A 16,341-nucleotide genomic window follows, 5' to 3' on the forward strand; every position below is an offset into this window, starting at 1 on the left:
CAGGCTGTGGACTTGGAACTGACCGACGAGCAGCGCGCGTTCGCGCAGGCCGCGCGCGACTTTGCGCAAGGCGAACTGGCGCCCCATGCGGCGCACTGGGACGCCGAGGGCATTTTCCCCAAAGAGGCGTTTGCCCGGGCCGGCGAGATGGGCTTTTGCGCCATCTACGCCAGCGAGGACATCGGCGGCCTGGGGCTGCCGCGCCTGGACGCTACGCTGGTGTTCGAGGAAATGGCGGCGGTGGACCCGTCGACCACGGCGTTCCTGACGATCCACAACATGGCGACCTGGATGGTGGGCAAGTGGGGCCAGCCGGCCCTGCGCGAGGCCTGGGGCCCGTTGCTGGCCAGCGGCCAGAAGCTGGCGTCGTACTGCCTGACCGAGCCGGGCGCGGGTTCCGACGCCGCGTCGCTGTCCACCCGAGCGCAGCGCGACGGCGACCACTACGTGGTCAATGGCGCCAAGGCCTTCATTTCGGGCGGCGGCGACACCGATCTGCTGGTGGTGATGGCCCGCACCGGCGGCGAGGGCGCCGGCGGCATCAGCGCCTTTGCCATCCCTGGCGACAGCGCCGGCATCAGCTACGGCCGCAAGGAAGAAAAAATGGGCTGGAACAGCCAGTCCACCCGGCCCATCGTGTTCGAGAACGTGCGCGTACCGGCGGGCAACCTGCTGGGTGCAGAGGGCGAAGGCTTCAAGATTGCCATGAAGGGCCTGGACGGGGGCCGCATCAACATCGGCACCTGCTCGGTGGGCGCGGCCCAGGGCGCGCTGGACGCTGCGCGCCGCTACATGGACGAGCGGCGCCAGTTCAACCGCCGCCTGGCCGAGTTCCAGGCGCTGCAGTTCAAGCTGGCGGACATGGCCACCCACCTGGTGGCATCGCGCCAGATGGTGCGCCTGGCGGCCTGCAAGCTGGACGCGGGAGCGCCCGACGCGGCGACCTACTGCGCGATGGCCAAGCGCTTCGCGACCGACATGGGGTTCCAGATCTGCCTGGATGCGCAACAGATCCACGGCGGCTACGGATACCTGCGGGACTATCCCTTGGAGCGTCTGGTGCGCGATACTCGCGTACATCAGATTCTGGAAGGGACCAACGAGATCATGCGTGTGATCATCGCCCGCCAATTGTTGGAAAAAGGAGCCGACATAAGATGACTGCACCGGTGCTGTTCGAAGAAAGAACCGCTGCCAATGGGATGCGCTTCGGGATTGCGACGCTGAATTCGCCGCAAACCCTGAACGGCCTGTCGCTGGAGATGGTGGACCTGCTGGCCGAGCGCCTGGATGCCTGGGCGCGCGATCCGGGCGTGGCGCTGGTGGTGCTGCAGGGGGCGGGCGAAAAGGCCTTCTGCGCCGGCGGCGATCTGCACGGCCTGTACCGCAGCATGACCGAAAACGCGGGCAAGGGCCCCTGGGGCAACGCCTATGCGCGCCGCTTCTTCGAGCACGAGTACCGGCTCGACTACCGCATCCACAGCTACCCCAAGCCGGTGCTGTGCTGGGGCCACGGCATTGTCATGGGCGGCGGCATTGGCCTGATGATGGGCGCCAGCCACCGCGTGGTCAGCGAGACCTCGCGGCTGGCGATGCCGGAAGTCTCCATCGGCCTGTTCCCCGATGTGGGCGGTAGCTGGCTGCTCAACCGCATGCCGGGCCGCACGGGCGTGTTCCTGGCCCTGACCGGCGCACAGCTCAATACCGCCGACGCGATCTTCGCTGGACTGGCGGATTTCCGTCTGAACCACGAAGACTGGCCCAAGTTGCTGGCGTCGCTGGAAGAACAACCTTGGGGCGGCCAGGCCACGGGCGGCGCCGAAGACGCGATTCCGCCGCGCTCGATCAACGAAGGCCTGCTGCGCCGCGCCCTGACGGCGCTGGAGCCGCAGGCGCCGCTGGAAGGCGGCAACCTGCGCCACCATTCGTTTCTGATCAACAGCCTGTGCAGCGGCAACCGGCTGGACGAGATCTACGAAGAAGTGGCCACCCTGAAAGACCACGCCGACCCCTGGCTGGCGCGCGCGGCGGCCACCATGTTGGCAGGCTCGCCGGGTTCGATCCGGCTGTCGTTCGCGTTGCAGCAGCGCATGCGGCTGCGCTCGCTGGACGATGTCTTCCGCGCCGAATACGTGGCGGCGCTGCACTGCACGGCGCACGGCGATTTCGCCGAAGGCATCCGGGCGTTGCTGATCGACAAAGACAAGAAACCGCGCTGGAATCCGGCGTCGCTGGACATGGCCAGCGAGGCCTGGGTGCAGAAGTTCTTCGATGAGCCCTGGCCCGAAGGCCAGCCGCATCCGCTGGACGACCTGGGCAAGGAAGGCCGCTGACATCCTCCCGCCCCGCCGGCCCCGAGCTGGCGGGGCGGGTTCGCATTACGCAGCACACGATGATTTCATACCTACAGCAATAGCAACAGGAGACAGGACATCATGAGCAGTATCGCGTTTATCGGTTTGGGCAACATGGGCTCGCCCATGGCGTTGAACCTGGTCAAGGCCGGACACAGCCTGACCGTGTTCGATCTGGTGCCGGCGGCGGTCAAGGTCTTGACCGATGCGGGCGCCAAGTCGGCCGCGTCGGCGGCGCAAGCCGTCCAGGGCGCCGAGGTGGTGATTTCGATGCTGCCGGCCAGCAAGCACGTCGAAGGCCTGTACCTGGGTGAAGACCTGCTGGGCAAGATCCCGTCGGCGGCGGTGGTCATCGAATGCAGCACGATCGCGCCGGATTCGGCTCGCAAGGTGGCCCAGGCGGCCGAGGTGCGCGGCATCGCCATGATCGATGCACCGGTGTCCGGCGGCACCGGCGGCGCGGCGGCGGGCACGTTGACCTTCATCGTGGGCGGCCAGGTCGCCGCGCTGGAGCGCGCCCGCCCGGTGCTGGAAAAAATGGGCAAGAACATCTTCCACGCGGGTCCGGCGGGCGCCGGCCAGGTGGCCAAGATCTGCAACAACATGCTGTTGGGCATCCTGATGGCCGGCACGTCCGAGGCGCTGGCGCTGGGCGTGGCCAACGGGCTGGACCCGAAGGTGCTGTCGGACATCATCGCCAAGAGCTCGGGCCGCAACTGGGCCACCGAACTGTACAACCCCTGGCCCGGCGTGATGGAGCACGCCCCGGCGTCCAAGGGCTATGCCGGCGGCTTCGGCGTGGACCTGATGCTCAAGGACCTGGGCTTGGCCGCCGAAGCGGCGCTGGCCGCGCGCGCCTCGATTCCGCTGGGCGAGCTGGCGCGCAATCTGTATTCGCTGCACAGCGCGGGCGGCTCGGGCAAGCTGGACTTCTCCAGCATCGTCAACCTGGTCAAGCGCGAACAGGACTGACATGACGGCCCGCCCGCCGTCCACCCATCAGGCTTCCCACGATCCCGCCGGGCGCGTCAAGGCCAGCTTCGATCAGCAAAGCATCATGCGGCTGATCGGGGCCAGCCTGGACGTGGTCGAGCCGGGCAGGGTGGACATCGTCTTGCCCTACCGCCAGGATCTGTGCCAGCAGAACGGCTTTCTGCACGCCGGCATCTCCACCACCATCGCCGATTCGGCCGGCGGTTATGCCGCCTTCAGCCTGTTCCAGCCGGGCGAGGACGTGCTGACCTCGGAGTTCAAGATGAACTTCCTGGCGCCGGCCAAGGGTGACCGCTACGTGGCCAGCGGCCGCGTGGTCAAGCCAGGCAAAAGGCTGTCCATCTGCCAGGTCGAGGTGCATGCCTACGACGGCGAACAGGCCACGCTTTGCGTGATAGGCTTGCTCACCGCGGTGCGCGTGACGCCGCGCTGATCCGCTTGCGGCGGCTTGCCGCCGCAAGCCTTGTCACGCGCTGAACAGGTCTTCGGCCATGCCCTCGAAAGAACACCACCGGATATTCCGCAGCAACTGGCTGCGCGCTGCTGTGCTGGGCGCCAATGACGGCATCGTGTCCACCGCCAGCCTCATTACCGGCGTGGCGGCGGCGCAGGCCACCCACGGCGCGGTGCTGACCTCGGGGCTGGCCGGCCTGGTGGCCGGCGCGCTGTCGATGGCGGCCGGCGAATACGTGTCCGTGCGCTCGCAGGCCGACACCGAGGCGGCGGACCTGCGCATGGAGCAGCGTTCACTCAAGCGCAATTCGGAGCAAGAGCTGGACGAGCTCATCGGGATTTATGTCGACCGCGGTTTGTCGCGAGACCTGGCCGAACAAGTGGCGCGGCAACTGACCCGCCACGACGCGCTGGATGCCCATGCGCGTGACGAACTCGGCATCTCGGTGCACAACCGCGCGCGGCCGGTGCAGGCCGCCGTGGCATCGGCCGCGTCCTTCGCGGGCGGCGCGGCGTTGCCGCTGGCGGTGGCCGCGGTGGCGCCGATGCCGCAATTGATCCTCTGGGTGATCGGCGCGTCCGTCGCCTGTCTGGCCGCCCTGGGGGCCTTGGCCGCGGGCGCCGGGGGCGCGCCCAAGGGGCCGGCGGCGCTGCGCGTGACCATCCTGGGAGCGCTGGCGATGGCGGCCACCGCGGGCGTGGGCGCCTTGTTCGGGACGGTGGTGTAAGGCGTGGCCTGGTCTTGGCTGGCCTGACTTGGCCGCGGCCGGGTTACGGCGTGATGGAGTAGGGCAGCGGCGCGGCCGCGATGCGCGGACCGTCGGCCGCACCCAAGCGCAGATCGCCTTCGGGCAGCGCGGTCAGGGTGGTCTCGAACAGCACGGACAGCCCGTCTTGCGTCGCGGCGGCGTCCACGACGCGGCCGGTGGGTTCGCCGGGTTGGCTGGCGTCGAACACGTCAATACCCGCCAGGGGGCTGTCCGGCAGGCCGGCGCCGGCGATGGTGCCATAGGCCATGCGGCGCTTGACCGTGCCGCGGTAGTGGCTGCGCGCCACGACTTCCTGTCCGGGATAACAGCCCTTGGTGAAGCTCACGCCCTGGATCAGGTCCAGGTTGACCGTCTGCGGAATGAAGACGTCTTGCGTGGCCGTGGTGATCCAGGGGATGCCGGCGGCCAGGTCGGCGGCGTGCCATTGCGCGGCCGGGGCCAGCCCCAGCACGGCGGCCAGCGGCGCGGCCGCGGCCAGCTGTTCGTCGGACGCGATCCACCACCAGCGCAGCGTGGCGCCGGCCGACGGCGCGGCGATCCAGGTGCCGGACGGCAGGTCGGCGCGCTGCCAGGCGCCGCGCGGCAGGGCGCCGGTGGCGGCTTCCAGGGCGGCCAGTTGCGCGGGATCGGCTTGCACGCCGGCGACATGCAGGGGTGCGGGGGCCAGCTTGACCTTGGCGCGCAGCACGAACATGGACAGGCGCTTGAGCAGGGCCTGGGACAGGTCCTGGCGCACCAGGCCATAGAGTTGCGGGGCGTCGTCGCCGGCGGGGGCGCCGCGCCACATCACCAGCGTGGCCAGCAGGCGGCCCTTGGCGGTGCAGTAGCCGGCCAGGCGGGCGGCGTCAACGGGCAGGCCGGTGACGTCTTGTGTCAATTGACCGTGCAGAAAGGTCAGCGCGTCGGCGCCGGCGGCGGTGAAGACGGCAAAATCGTCCAAAGGCGCGCATTGGGCGCAACCTTCCGCGCGCGCCGGAATCGAAGAATAGAAAGCATGCATGGCGGCAAAGGCCCGTGACTCGTCATCAAAGGCTTGATGATAGCCGTGTTCCTTTCCTGGCAGGTCCATGTCCTGGACGGGCAAAGGGGCGCAATACGCGCTCCGGCCCTGGTTTTGTCACGACAGGTTCGCACGATCCATTAAACTTCCCAGACTTATGAAGAAGCGACTCCGTTTTTACGTCCTGTGGTCTTTCCTGCTCATCGTGCTGGCCGCGGCCGCCGCCGTCGGCGCCGCCTGGAGCTGGATGCATAGACCCCTGCACCTGCCAGCCGACAGGATCGATTTCGTGGTGGACCCGGGCAGCAGCCCGCGCACGGTCGCGCGCGCGCTGAACGCCGTGGGCGTGCCGGTCTGGGAGCCTGGTTTTGTGTGGATGGCGCGCCTGTCCGAGCAAGACAAGCTGATCAAGGCCGGCGGCTACCAGGCCATCAATGGGGACACGCCCTGGCTGCTGCTCGAACGCATGGCGCGCGGCGACATGACCCAGCGCCAGATCACCTTCCTGGAAGGCTGGACCTACCGCCAGATCCGCCAGGCGCTGCGCGAGAATCCCGACGTCAAGCAGACGCTGGGCGATATCAGCGACGAGGCGCTGATGGAAAAGCTGGGCTCGGATATCAAGCATCCCGAAGGCCTGTTCTTCCCCGATACCTATATCTTCACGCCGGGCAGCACCGATTTCGACCTGCTGCGCCGCGCCTACCAGGAAGGCCAGCGCATCCTGGACGACACCTGGTCCAAGCGCCAGGCCGACCTGCCGGTGGCTACGCCCTACGAGGCGCTGGTGCTGGCGTCCATTATCGAAAAGGAAACCGGTCATGGTCCGGAGCGCCGCCGTGTCTCGGGCGTGTTCACCAACCGCCTGAAGATCGGCATGCTGCTGCAGACCGACCCCACCGTCATCTACGGCATGGGAGACGCCTACCAAGGCCGCATCCGCAAGCGCGACCTGCAGACCGATACGCCCTGGAATACCTATACGCGTCCGGGCTTGCCGCCCACGCCCATCGCGGCCGCTGGCCGGGCGGCGCTGCTGGCCGCGGTGCAGCCCGAACAGCACAAATTCCTGTTTTTCGTATCGCGGGGCAATGGCACCAGCGAGTTCTCGGTGAATCTGTCCGAGCACAACCGCAACGTGTCGCGCTACATCCTGGGCCAGACCCCGGCCGCCAGGCCTGCGCCGGCGCCCGCGCCCGCCGCTGCGCCGGCCCAGGCTCCCACTTCGACCCCGGACGCCGATCCGGCACCAGCACAAGGACAAGACCAATGACCTCACGCGGACGCTTCATCACGCTGGAGGGAGTAGACGGCGCGGGCAAGAGCACGCACACGGGCTGGATCGCCGACTTCCTGCGCGGCCAGGGCCTGGACGTGGTGTCGACCCGCGAACCCGGCGGCACGCCGCTGGGTGAAAAGCTGCGCGCCCTGGTGCTGACCGACCCGATGGGGCTGGATACCGAAACGCTGCTGATGTTTGCCGCCCGCTGCGAACATGCGCGCCAGGTCATCGAGCCCGCGCTGGCGCGCGGCGCCTGGGTGGTCTGCGACCGTTATACCGATGCCACCTATGCCTACCAGGGCGGGGGCCGCGGCCTGGGCGCCGAGCGCGTGGCCACGCTGGAAACCTGGATGCAGGCCGGTCAACCCGACCGCACCTGGCTGTTCGACGTGCCCCTGGAAGTGGCGCGGTTGCGGCTGGCCGATGCGCGCGAACCCGACCGTTTCGAGCGCGAGGGCGCGGCGTTCTTCGAGCGCACCCGCGCGGCCTATCAGGCGCGCGCCGCGGCCGATCCTGGCCGCATCCGCGTGATCGATTCGACCCGCACGATTGCCGAAATCCGCGCCGACCTGGAAACCGGGCTGCGTGAGCTGGTGGCGGCCTGCTCATGAGCGCGCCCCAGTTCCTGCCCTGGCAGATGGAAACGGCGCGGGCCTGGCTGGGCAACCGCGACCGCTTCGCGCATGCCTGGCTGGTGCACGGCCTGGCCGGCATCGGCAAGCTCGACTTCGCCATCGCCGCCGCCGCCAGCCTGCTTTGCGAAACGCCGCAAGACGGCCTGGCCTGCGGCCATTGCGCCGCCTGTGCCTGGTTCGCCAGCGGCAACCATCCCGACCTGCGCCGCATCCGCCCCGAGGCCGTGGCGGTCGAAGAGGGCGCGGATGCCGCGGAAGCCGCCGAGGACGCCGAGCCGGCTGCAGGCGCCGCCAAGAAGACGCCGTCCAAGGAAATCCGCATCGACCAGATCCGCTCGCTGGAATCCTGGTTCAACACCGCCACGCACCGGGGCGGCTGGCGGGTGGCGCTGCTGTATCCGGCCCACGCGCTGAACGTGGTGTCGTCCAACGCCTTGCTCAAGGTGCTGGAAGAGCCGCCGCCGCACACCGTGTTCCTGCTGGTGGCCGATGCGCCCGACCGGCTGCTGCCGACGCTGGTGTCGCGTTGCCGCCGCCTGCCGCTGCCCGCGCCCGACGCCGACACCGCGCTGCAATGGTTGCGCGACCAGAACGTGGAGCCGGCGCGGGAATGGCTGGCCGCAGCGGGGGGCGCCCCGCTGGCTGCGCTGCGCCTGGCGCAGCACGCCGAGACCGCCTGCCCGCCGTGGCTGACCCAGTTGATCGGCCCGCTCTCCAAGGGCCAGGCGCCCGACGTGGGTACGCTGGCCGAGACGCTGGAAAAAGCCGCGCCCGCCGAGTGGATCGATGCGCTGCAACGGCTGTACACCGACCTGATGCTGGCTGCCGCGGGGGCGCCGGTGCGCTACTTCCCGGCGCTGGCCGGCGGCGTGGAGCAGGTGGCCGCGCGCATGAACACCGCGCGCGTGGCCGAAGCCGCCCGCTGGCTGACGCGGCAACGCGCGCTGGCCACGCACCCCTTGAATGCCAAGCTTTTCGCCCACGCGACCCTGCAGCGCGTGGTGCTATCCTGCCAGGCGTAACCCGCCTGCCGCCCCGGGCCCGCCCAGGCGGCGGCACCGCAACCCGAACCGAATTCCATGTACGTCGATTCCCACTGCCATTTGAATTTTCCCGAGCTGGCCGCCGACCTGCCGGCCATTCTCGACCGGATGGCCGCCAACCAGGTAACCCACGCGCTGGTGGTCAGCGTCAACATGCCCGAATGGCCGGGCCTGATGTCGCTGGTCGAGCCGCAGGCCAATCTGTGGGCCTCGGTGGGCGTGCACCCGGACTATGAAGACACGCCGGACCCCGAGCCCGACGAACTGGTGCGCCTGGCCGCCCATCCCAAGGTGGTGGCCATTGGCGAGACCGGGCTGGACTACTACCGCCTGTCCGAGCCGCTGGACTGGCAGCGCGAGCGCTTTCGCCACCACATCCGCGCCGCGCGCGACGTCGGCCTGCCGCTGATCGTGCACACCCGCTCGTCCGCCGAAGACACCGTGCGCATGCTGCGCGAAGAGGGCGCGGCCGAAGTGGGCGGGGTGATGCACTGTTTCACCGAGACCTGGGAAGTGGCCCAGGCCGCGCTGGACCAGAACTTCCATATTTCGCTGTCGGGTATCGTCACGTTCAAGAACGCGCACGTGGTGCACGAGGTGGCCGCCAAGGTACCGCTGGACCGCCTGCTGATCGAAACCGATTCGCCCTATCTGGCGCCGGTGCCGTACCGCGGCAAGATCAACGATCCGTCCAAGGTCATTCACGTGGCCGAGAAGATCGCCGATCTGAAGGGTATCAGTGTGGCGGAAGTGGCGCGCGCTTCGACTGAGAATTTCTTTAATCTTTTCAATAAGATAAAGAGATAATTTAATTTTAATTATTTAAAGTAATTTCTTAGGATTGCCATGGCCGCCCATTCCGTGTTGTCCCGTCGCCGCCTCGTCTCGCACTGCCGCGGCGCCTTGCTGGCGTTGTGCGTCGCGCTGTCGGCGCCGGTGGCGCAGGCGGCCAATCCGGGTGATTGGTGGATCTACGTCGCCAATGATTATCCGGACGACATCAAGGACCTGCTGGCGCAGGGCGCCGATCCCAACGTGCGCTACAAGAACGGCCAGCCGGCCGTGATGCGGGCGGTGGTGGACGGCGCCTGGAAGGTGTTCGACGTGCTGGCGGCGGATCCGCGCACCGACGTGAACGCCGAGAACCCGGCGGGCGAGACGCCGTTGATGTACCTGGCCATCGCCGGCCAGACCGACCGCGCGCGCAGCTTGATGGCACGCGGCGCCCAGGTCAACCGCCTGGGCTGGACGCCACTGCATTACGCCGCCTCCAAGGGCCAGATGGCCATGGCCCGGCTGCTGCTCGAGAACAAGGCCATGGTGAACGCGCCCGCGCCCAATGGCGAAACGCCCCTGATGATGGCGGCGCTGTCGGGTAACAAGCCGATGGTGGACCTGCTGCTGAAGGCGGGTGCCGACATCACTACCCGCGACACCAAGGACCAGAACGCGGCGGATTGGGCCCGCACCGGCAAGTCGACCGCGCTGGCGGCCGAGCTGCAGAAAATGATTGCGCAGCAGGACGCGGCCAAGCAGGCTCGCCGCGCCAGCGCGCCGGCCGAGCCAGAGCCGGATCCGGCCGATCCCACGGCCACGCAGGACGCCGCGCCGGCGGTCACGCCGCCCGCAGTGGCGCAACCCGCGCCGGGCAGCGCCAGCCAGGCCGCACCGGGTGTGCCCAACGTGGGCGGTGTGTCGGGCGTGCGCCTGAATAATTACGACACCCCCGCGTCGCCTTGATCCGCCGCCCGGGCCCGCCGCGGCCTTGCGCGTGGATCTCCTGAAAACCCGCCGTCTGGCGGGTTTTTTCTTGACCCGCGCCAGCGTCGCCGGAGGGCGCGAGGGCAGCCTGCGCGACGGCGGCAGGCGCCGTCCAAAGCGGGTCGGCGGGCCTTTCCGCCGTTTATTCAGCGGCCCGGTTCGGGGTTTTCCCTGTAAATTCCCATCTGGTGGGAATAATTTGAAGTTTGAACACCGTAAATTGATAATCTGCGCTTCATCAATGCTGGGAGTGCGTTTTTCATGTCGGATCAGTCGGTTGGGGCGGGCGCGGATCGCGTCTTGTATGTGTTGGCCACCTTGGCCCGGCACGACGGCCCCTTGAGCATCGCCGCGCTGGCGGAAAAGACCGGTCTGGCCCAAAGCACGCTGTATCGCCAAGTGGGGCTGCTCAAGCGCTGGGGCTTCGTTGCCGAGCACGAGGGCGAATACGGCCCCGGCCCGCTGTGCGTGCAACTGGCGTGGGGTTTTGATCAGTCGTCGTTCCTGATCCACGAAGCGCAGCCGGACATGGCGGCGCTGGCTGCGGCCTCCGGCGAGACCATCGGCCTGTTGGTGGCCGTCAAGGACCAGGCGGTGTGCCTGGACATGGTCGAAAGCCAGCATCCGCTGCGCTGCTCCTTCACCAAGGGCCGTGGCCTGCCGCTGGCGCGCGGCGCCTCGGCCAAGTCGCTGCTGGCCTTCATGCCGGCCGCGCGCCTGCAGACCGCGCTGACCTTGCTGGCCAAGGACGCCGGCGTGGACCCCGCCCGGCTGGCGGGCGAGCTGGACGCCATCCGCGCCCAGGGCTACGCCGTCACCGACAGCGAAGTGGACGCCGGCGTGTGGGGCGTCAGCGTGCCGATCTTCCAGCGCCCGAACCAGGCGGTGGCCTCGATTACGTTGATGGCCCCGTCCACCCGCGCCGGCCAGCGGCCCCAGGCCTTCATCGACCTGACCGTCGCCGCGGCCCGCCGCATCTCCGCCAAGCTGCAGGCGCATTGACGCCACTTATTTCCGGATTCCTCGCTGTCCCCGCCATTCCCGCCTCATCTCTAGACGCCGCTGGCTTTACGTCGTACCGATCGCCGTATCCCGTACCCACTTATTCCTTTTAGGACCCGCCATGATCAATCGCCGCACATTGCTGACCGCCGCCCTGACGCTGGGCCTGGCCTGGAGCGCAGGCTCCGCGCATGCCCAGGAAACCATCCGCGCCGTCACCGACGCCACCTTCCCGCCCATGGAGTTCGTCAAGGACGGCAAGCGCACGGGGTTCGACATTGAACTGGTCGAAGCCCTGGCCGCCGCCATGGGCAAGAAGGTCGAATGGATCGACATCGACTTCAAGGGCCTGATTCCCGCCCTGCAGGCCGGCCGCGCCGACATCGCCGTGTCCGCCATCTACATCACGCCCGAGCGCAGCAAGGTGGTGGACTTCACCGACCCGTACTACGCCGGCGGCCTGGTCGTGCTGACCAAGAAAGACGGCGGCATCAAGGGCCTGAAGGACCTGGACGGCCGCAAGGTATCGGTGCAGGTCGGCACCAAGTCGGTCAACTACCTGAAGGAACACTACCCGGCGGTGCAACGCGTGGAAGTCGAGAAGAACCAGGAGATGTTCAACCTGGTGCAGATCGGCCGCGCCGACGCCGCGGTGACGGGCAAGCCCGCCGCCAAGCTGTTCGCCCAGAGCACCACCGACCTGGCCGTGCTGGACGAGCAGGTCACCACCGAGGACTACGGCATTGCCGTGCCTAAGAACAAGCCCGAGCTGACCCGCGGCCTGAATGAGGCGCTCAAGAAGATCAAGGCCGACGGCAGCTACCAGGCCATCGTCAACAAGTGGTTCGAGGCGCCCGCGAAATGAACCTGGACTTCGCCCCTGTTTTCGCCGACTACGACTCGCTGCTGCGCGGCGCGCTGGTCACCATCGAGGTGACCGCCGGCGCGCTGCTGCTGGGCTGCGTGATCGGCCTGCTGGTCGGCGTGGGCCGGCTCAACCCGCAACGCCGCATCATCTACAACCTGTGCAGCACCTACCTGCTGTTCTTTCGCGGCACGCCCTTGCTGGTGCAGTTGTTCATCTGGTTCTTCGGCCTGCCGCAGTTCGGCGTGACGCTGCCCGCGTTCGCTTGCGGCGTGCTGGGGCTGGGCATGTATTCCGGCGCCTACGTATCGGAAATCGTGCGCGGCGCGATCCAGTCGGTGGACCGCGGCCAGACCGAGGCGGCCCGTTCGCTGGGCATGTCGTCGGGCCAGGCCATGCGCATCATCATCCTGCCGCAGGCGGTGGTGCGCATGATTCCGCCGCTGGGCAACGAGTTCATCGCGCTGATCAAGAATTCCGCGCTGGTGTCGCTGTTGACCATCCACGACCTGATGCATGAAGGGCAGAAGATCATCAGCGTGTCGTACCGCTCGCTGGAAACCTACCTGGTGGTGGCGCTGATCTATCTGGTCCTGACCACGGTCGCCATGGTGATTCTGCGCCATGTCGAACAACGCTTGCGCGCCGGAGGGATGGTGCAATGAACTTCGGAACCCCGAAAGAAATGATCCGCATCCGCGGCCTGGAAAAATCCTATGGCGACCACGCCGTGCTGCGCGGCATCGACTTCGATGTGCTGCAGTCGCAGGTGGTGGTGGTGATCGGGCCCAGCGGGTCGGGCAAGAGCACCTTGCTGCGCTGCTGCAACGGGTTGGAAGTGGCCCAGGGCGGCAGCGTTGAGATCTGCGGCCAGACGCTGCAGGACCAGGGCGAAATGCTGCCCGAGGCCCAGCTGAACCAGCTGCGCATGCAGGTGGGCATGGTGTTCCAGGGCTTCAATCTGTTCCCGCACCTGTCGGTGCTGGACAACGTCACGGTCGGGCCGCGCAAGCTGCGCGGCATGGGCCGGGACGAAGCCAACGCGCTGGCCGCCGACCTGCTCAACAAGGTCGGCCTGTCGCAGAAGATGTCGGCCATGCCGGCCAGCCTGTCGGGTGGCCAGAAGCAGCGCGTGGCGATTGCCCGCGCGCTGGCGATGCAGCCCAAGGTCATGCTGTTCGACGAGCCGACCTCGGCGCTGGACCCTGAACTGGTGGGCGAGGTGTTGCAGGTCATGAAGCTGCTGGCCCGCGAGGGCATGACCATGATGGTCGTGACGCACGAAATGGGCTTTGCCCGTGACGTGGCCGACGTGGTGGCGGTGATGGACGGCGGCGTGATCCTGGAATCGGGTTCGCCCGAGGTCATCTTCAGCCAGCCGCGCGAAGCCCGCACCCGCGAATTCCTGCAGGCGGTGCTGAGCGCGGGGCAGGGGGCGGCATGACGGCGGCGCAACTGGACAAGCGCCTGTGGACCGCGCGCGACGACAGCGCCGAGCGCGGCGACACGCGCCGCCTGGCGCACATCGTCGAGCCAGCGGCGGAGCAGGTTGCCGCCAAGGGCGAAGCCGTGATCCTGGGCTTTGCCTGCGATGCGGGCGTGGCCCGCAACCAGGGCCGCATCGGCGCGGCGGCCGGCCCGGCCGGCATCCGCAAGTTCATGGCCGGCTTGCCGGCGCATGGCTTGACCCGCCTGCTGGACGCGGGCGACGTGGCCTGCGAAGGCGACCAGCTGGAAGACGCGCAGGAGCGCCTGGGCTTGGCGGTGGCCGATCTGCTGCAGCAGGGCGCCCGTCCGGTGGTGCTGGGCGGCGGCCATGAAATCGCCTGGGGCAGTTTCCAGGGCCTGGCGCGCTGGCTCGCGGGCCGCGAGGACGCCGGCCCCGTGCTGGTGCTGAACCTGGATGCGCACTTCGACCTGCGCACCGGCCGTCCGGGCAGCTCGGGCACGCCATTCGACCAGGTCGCGCACTACTGCGAGGCGCAAGGCCTGGCGTTTCAATACGCCTGCCTGGGCGTGTCGCGGCTGGCCAATACGCCGGCGCTGTACGCGCGGGCGGCCGAGGTCGGCGCCATCTGGGTGGAAGACCGCGACATGCAGGAGCGCCACCTCGAGGCGCGCCTGGCCAACGTCGACGCCTTGCTGGCGCGCGCGCGCCACGTGTACCTGACCATCGACCTGGACGTGCTGCCCGCGGCTGTCATGCCGGGGGTCTCGGCGCCCGCGCCCTATGGCGTGCCGATGGCGGTGATCGAAGAGATCGTGCTGCGGGTCAAGGCCAGCGGCAAGCTGCGCCTGGCCGACCTGGCCGAGTTCAATCCGCGTTTCGACGTGGATGGCCATGGCGCCCGCGCGGCGGCGCGGCTGGCCTGGCAGCTCGTATCGCCCTGATGCGCGGCGCCCCGGCCGGGATGGCCAGGGCAGTCAACCCCAAAAAACCGGCCCGCGACTTGCGGGCCGGTTGGTCTTGCGAGGCCGGCTAGGCGTGCGGTGGCGCCAGCGGGATCGACATCTCGTGGTGGAACAGGTTGTCAGGGTCCACGCGCTGCTTGGTCGCGATCAGCGCGGCGGTCTTGTCGCCGTAGTACAGGTGCAGCCAGTTCGGGTCGATGCGGCTGCGGCTGGCGTCGGTGTACTTCATGTCCGTATCCGGATAGTTGATGTAGCAACCCTGGAAAGGAGACCCCGGCTGGTAGCTGGGCTTGCCGCCGTACTGCGCGAAGTATTCGTCGTACAGGTCGGCGATCCACTTCAGGTGGAAGGCGTCGTCGGCGGGGTTCGTCCAATACACTTGGAACTGCGACTTCAGCAGCGAGGCGCGCTGGCTGACGCTGGTGGGGTTGGCCGTTTCGTCGTTGCGGTTGATGCGCCCGCCGTAGGAATCGATCTGCACCAGCGCCTGGTTCAGCCGCGGGTCGTCCGAGCCATTCAGGTATTCCCACAGCGCCGTGATCTCGACGTCGCTGAAATTCGCCTTGTGGTACGAGGACTTGTACTTGCCACGCTGGTTGTTGCCCGAGCCGTTGATGGTCTGGGTCAGCCACAGCCAATCCATTTTCTGGGCATCGGCCACGGGGTGGGCCAGCAGGCGCATGGCCGGCTCGGCCACGCGCCGCGACGGGCCGTGCCAGTTCGAGGCCAGGTTGATGCCCGGCGCCGCGCCCGCGGCCGCGTTCATGGTGGCCACGAAATCCAGGAAGGGTTGATCGCGCGCGCCGCCGACCTTGCCGTCCAGGCCGGTGTACTGGATGTTGAGCACGACATCGCCGGTGGAGCGGTGCTGCACCTTCAGCAGCGTGAACAGCCCGCCGTTGGCCTTGGCCGGGTCGGGGCTGTTCCAGTCGGCGTCGTGGTCGGCGAACCATTGCCAGTAGGCCCGCATGAAGCGGGCGAAGGCGGCGCGGCCGGCCGTGCCGGTGCCGAAGCTGTCCCATGGGTACGACAGCGACAGCCAGTAGGCCTCTTGCGGCGCTTTGGGCAGCTCGGCGTAGTAGTACGTCAGGATGATGCCGAAATTGCCCCCGCCGCCGCCGCGGCATGCGATGAACAGGTCGCGGTCGGCGCCGGTGCTTTGCAGGTTGACGTGCTTGGCCACGAGCTGGCGCGAGCCTGGACCTTGCGGCACCAGGATGTCCACGCCGGACAGCCAGTCCACCGTCAGGCCGTGCAGCCGCGACAACAGGCCGTAGCCGCCGCCCACGATGTGGCCGCCCGTGCCGACCGAATAGCACGAGCCGCCGGGCAGGGTGCGGTTGGCGCGCTTGTACAGGTCCAGGTAGCCGTCCCAGTTCTGGTTGCCCGAAGCCGCGGCGAAGCGATAGCGCGCGGCCGGGTTCCACGGCGAGGCGATGTCGCAGGCTTCGCGGTAGCGCAGGCCGGTCATCAGGCTCAGGTCGATGATGGCCAGGGGCTGGCCGTGGTCCTGGGGCAGTTTGTTGGCCACGAAGCCTTCGTAGCAGTGGCCGCCGCTGCGCACCGTGATGCGGTGGCCGTGGGCCAGCGCGGCGTTGGCCGCGTCCAGGACGTCTTGCGGGGTCTTGCACACGTAAATGGCGTTTGCGCCTTGGCCTGTGCTGGGAAAGCGCAGGTTGAACCCTTTTTGCAGGGTCGCGTAACGCGGGTCTTGGCTGTCAATCAAGGAAAAATCCGACATGCGCACCTCTATGGTTGGTTTTCATAAGGG

General features: G+C 68.1%; 17 protein-coding genes. 15 read left to right on the forward strand and 2 right to left on the reverse strand.

Translation table 11 applies throughout. The annotated features are described in order from the left end of the window. The first annotated feature begins 6 nt into the window (after window positions 1-6). The 5 genes from A9974_RS04875 to A9974_RS04895 all read left to right on the forward strand — a co-directional run bounded on the left by A9974_RS04875 (window position 7) and on the right by A9974_RS04895 (window position 4,528). Window positions 7-1,161 (forward strand): acyl-CoA dehydrogenase family protein, encoded by a 1,155-nt coding sequence (locus A9974_RS04875; RefSeq protein WP_183003008.1) that lies wholly within the window; start codon window positions 7-9, stop codon window positions 1,159-1,161. Further along, window positions 1,158-2,333, forward strand: a complete 1,176-nt coding sequence (locus tag A9974_RS04880; RefSeq protein ID WP_183003009.1) for an enoyl-CoA hydratase/isomerase family protein — start codon at window positions 1,158-1,160, stop codon at window positions 2,331-2,333. Before A9974_RS04875 ends, A9974_RS04880 begins: the two co-directional genes overlap by 4 nt. Window positions 2,334-2,435: 102 nt before the next feature. Then, a complete protein-coding gene (gene mmsB, locus A9974_RS04885; RefSeq protein WP_183003010.1) occupies window positions 2,436-3,326 on the forward strand; it encodes a 3-hydroxyisobutyrate dehydrogenase in 891 nt (296 codons plus the stop codon). A gap of 1 nt (window position 3,327) precedes the next feature. Further along, window positions 3,328-3,780, forward strand: a complete 453-nt coding sequence (locus A9974_RS04890) for a PaaI family thioesterase (protein ID WP_183003011.1) — start codon at window positions 3,328-3,330, stop codon at window positions 3,778-3,780. A gap of 58 nt (window positions 3,781-3,838) precedes the next feature. Next, window positions 3,839-4,528, forward strand: a complete 690-nt coding sequence (locus tag A9974_RS04895; protein WP_183003012.1) for a VIT family protein — start codon at window positions 3,839-3,841, stop codon at window positions 4,526-4,528. 43 nt (window positions 4,529-4,571) lie between these two features. On the opposite strand, the gene A9974_RS04900 is transcribed toward A9974_RS04895, so the two are convergent. After that, a complete protein-coding gene (locus A9974_RS04900; protein WP_183003013.1) occupies window positions 4,572-5,570 on the reverse strand; it encodes a folate-binding protein YgfZ in 999 nt (332 codons plus the stop codon). Between the two features lie 157 nt (window positions 5,571-5,727). Here A9974_RS04900 and mltG point away from each other — a divergent pair, with 157 nt between their 5' ends. From mltG to hutG, 10 genes are all read left to right on the forward strand, one after another. Continuing rightward, complete coding sequence (mltG, locus tag A9974_RS04905; protein ID WP_183003014.1) at window positions 5,728-6,843, forward strand: endolytic transglycosylase MltG; 1,116 nt, start codon at window positions 5,728-5,730, stop codon at window positions 6,841-6,843. Beyond that, window positions 6,840-7,463, forward strand: a complete 624-nt coding sequence (tmk, locus tag A9974_RS04910) for a dTMP kinase (protein WP_183003015.1) — start codon at window positions 6,840-6,842, stop codon at window positions 7,461-7,463. Before mltG ends, tmk begins: the two co-directional genes overlap by 4 nt. Continuing rightward, a complete protein-coding gene (gene holB / locus A9974_RS04915; RefSeq protein ID WP_183003016.1) occupies window positions 7,460-8,509 on the forward strand; it encodes a DNA polymerase III subunit delta' in 1,050 nt (349 codons plus the stop codon). The genes tmk and holB overlap by 4 nt, the downstream gene beginning before the upstream one ends. 57 nt (window positions 8,510-8,566) lie before the next feature. Beyond that, window positions 8,567-9,337 carry a TatD family hydrolase gene (locus tag A9974_RS04920; RefSeq protein WP_183003017.1) on the forward strand — a complete coding sequence of 257 codons (771 nt, stop codon included), beginning with the start codon at window positions 8,567-8,569 and terminating at the stop codon, window positions 9,335-9,337. A gap of 39 nt (window positions 9,338-9,376) precedes the next feature. Next, window positions 9,377-10,270 carry an ankyrin repeat domain-containing protein gene (locus tag A9974_RS04925; protein ID WP_183003018.1) on the forward strand — a complete coding sequence of 298 codons (894 nt, stop codon included), beginning with the start codon at window positions 9,377-9,379 and terminating at the stop codon, window positions 10,268-10,270. A gap of 282 nt (window positions 10,271-10,552) precedes the next feature. Further along, window positions 10,553-11,293 carry an IclR family transcriptional regulator gene (locus A9974_RS04930; RefSeq protein ID WP_183003019.1) on the forward strand — a complete coding sequence of 247 codons (741 nt, stop codon included), beginning with the start codon at window positions 10,553-10,555 and terminating at the stop codon, window positions 11,291-11,293. 121 nt (window positions 11,294-11,414) lie between these two features. Beyond that, window positions 11,415-12,158: a transporter substrate-binding domain-containing protein gene (locus A9974_RS04935; protein ID WP_183003020.1), complete on the forward strand. Its 744-nt coding sequence runs from the start codon at window positions 11,415-11,417 to the stop codon at window positions 12,156-12,158. Next, window positions 12,155-12,823, forward strand: a complete 669-nt coding sequence (locus tag A9974_RS04940) for an amino acid ABC transporter permease (RefSeq protein ID WP_183003021.1) — start codon at window positions 12,155-12,157, stop codon at window positions 12,821-12,823. The genes A9974_RS04935 and A9974_RS04940 overlap by 4 nt, the downstream gene beginning before the upstream one ends. Continuing rightward, a complete protein-coding gene (locus tag A9974_RS04945; RefSeq protein ID WP_304503305.1) occupies window positions 12,820-13,602 on the forward strand; it encodes an amino acid ABC transporter ATP-binding protein in 783 nt (260 codons plus the stop codon). The genes A9974_RS04940 and A9974_RS04945 overlap by 4 nt, the downstream gene beginning before the upstream one ends. Continuing rightward, complete coding sequence (hutG, locus tag A9974_RS04950; RefSeq protein ID WP_183003022.1) at window positions 13,599-14,549, forward strand: formimidoylglutamase; 951 nt, start codon at window positions 13,599-13,601, stop codon at window positions 14,547-14,549. The genes A9974_RS04945 and hutG overlap by 4 nt, the downstream gene beginning before the upstream one ends. 88 nt (window positions 14,550-14,637) lie before the next feature. On the opposite strand, the gene A9974_RS04955 is transcribed toward hutG, so the two are convergent. Then, window positions 14,638-16,311, reverse strand: coding sequence for a BBE domain-containing protein (locus A9974_RS04955; RefSeq protein ID WP_183003023.1), 1,674 nt, complete (start codon window positions 16,309-16,311; stop codon window positions 14,638-14,640). Between the last annotated feature and the right edge of the window lie 30 nt (window positions 16,312-16,341).

Origin of the sequence: Achromobacter sp. UMC71 (assembly GCF_014170305.1) — a bacterium.
Lineage (GTDB): Bacteria > Pseudomonadota > Gammaproteobacteria > Burkholderiales > Burkholderiaceae_B > Achromobacter.

What these genes read in the sequence shown, in the direction of transcription:
- A9974_RS04880 (WP_183003009.1), top strand. Translation starts at nt 1,158, where the DNA reads ATGACTGCACCGGTGCTGTTCGAAGAAAGAACCGCTGCCAATGGGATG.
- mmsB (WP_183003010.1), top strand. Translation starts at nt 2,436, where the DNA reads ATGAGCAGTATCGCGTTTATCGGTTTGGGCAACATGGGCTCGCCCATG.
- A9974_RS04890 (WP_183003011.1), top strand. Translation starts at nt 3,328, where the DNA reads ATGACGGCCCGCCCGCCGTCCACCCATCAGGCTTCCCACGATCCCGCC.
- A9974_RS04895 (WP_183003012.1), top strand. Translation starts at nt 3,839, where the DNA reads ATGCCCTCGAAAGAACACCACCGGATATTCCGCAGCAACTGGCTGCGC.
- A9974_RS04900 (WP_183003013.1), bottom strand. Translation starts at nt 5,570, where the DNA reads ATGCATGCTTTCTATTCTTCGATTCCGGCGCGCGCGGAAGGTTGCGCC.
- mltG (WP_183003014.1), top strand. Translation starts at nt 5,728, where the DNA reads ATGAAGAAGCGACTCCGTTTTTACGTCCTGTGGTCTTTCCTGCTCATC.
- tmk (WP_183003015.1), top strand. Translation starts at nt 6,840, where the DNA reads ATGACCTCACGCGGACGCTTCATCACGCTGGAGGGAGTAGACGGCGCG.
- holB (WP_183003016.1), top strand. Translation starts at nt 7,460, where the DNA reads ATGAGCGCGCCCCAGTTCCTGCCCTGGCAGATGGAAACGGCGCGGGCC.
- A9974_RS04920 (WP_183003017.1), top strand. Translation starts at nt 8,567, where the DNA reads ATGTACGTCGATTCCCACTGCCATTTGAATTTTCCCGAGCTGGCCGCC.
- A9974_RS04925 (WP_183003018.1), top strand. Translation starts at nt 9,377, where the DNA reads ATGGCCGCCCATTCCGTGTTGTCCCGTCGCCGCCTCGTCTCGCACTGC.
- A9974_RS04930 (WP_183003019.1), top strand. Translation starts at nt 10,553, where the DNA reads ATGTCGGATCAGTCGGTTGGGGCGGGCGCGGATCGCGTCTTGTATGTG.
- A9974_RS04935 (WP_183003020.1), top strand. Translation starts at nt 11,415, where the DNA reads ATGATCAATCGCCGCACATTGCTGACCGCCGCCCTGACGCTGGGCCTG.
- A9974_RS04940 (WP_183003021.1), top strand. Translation starts at nt 12,155, where the DNA reads ATGAACCTGGACTTCGCCCCTGTTTTCGCCGACTACGACTCGCTGCTG.
- A9974_RS04945 (WP_304503305.1), top strand. Translation starts at nt 12,820, where the DNA reads ATGAACTTCGGAACCCCGAAAGAAATGATCCGCATCCGCGGCCTGGAA.
- hutG (WP_183003022.1), top strand. Translation starts at nt 13,599, where the DNA reads ATGACGGCGGCGCAACTGGACAAGCGCCTGTGGACCGCGCGCGACGAC.
- A9974_RS04955 (WP_183003023.1), bottom strand. Translation starts at nt 16,311, where the DNA reads ATGTCGGATTTTTCCTTGATTGACAGCCAAGACCCGCGTTACGCGACC.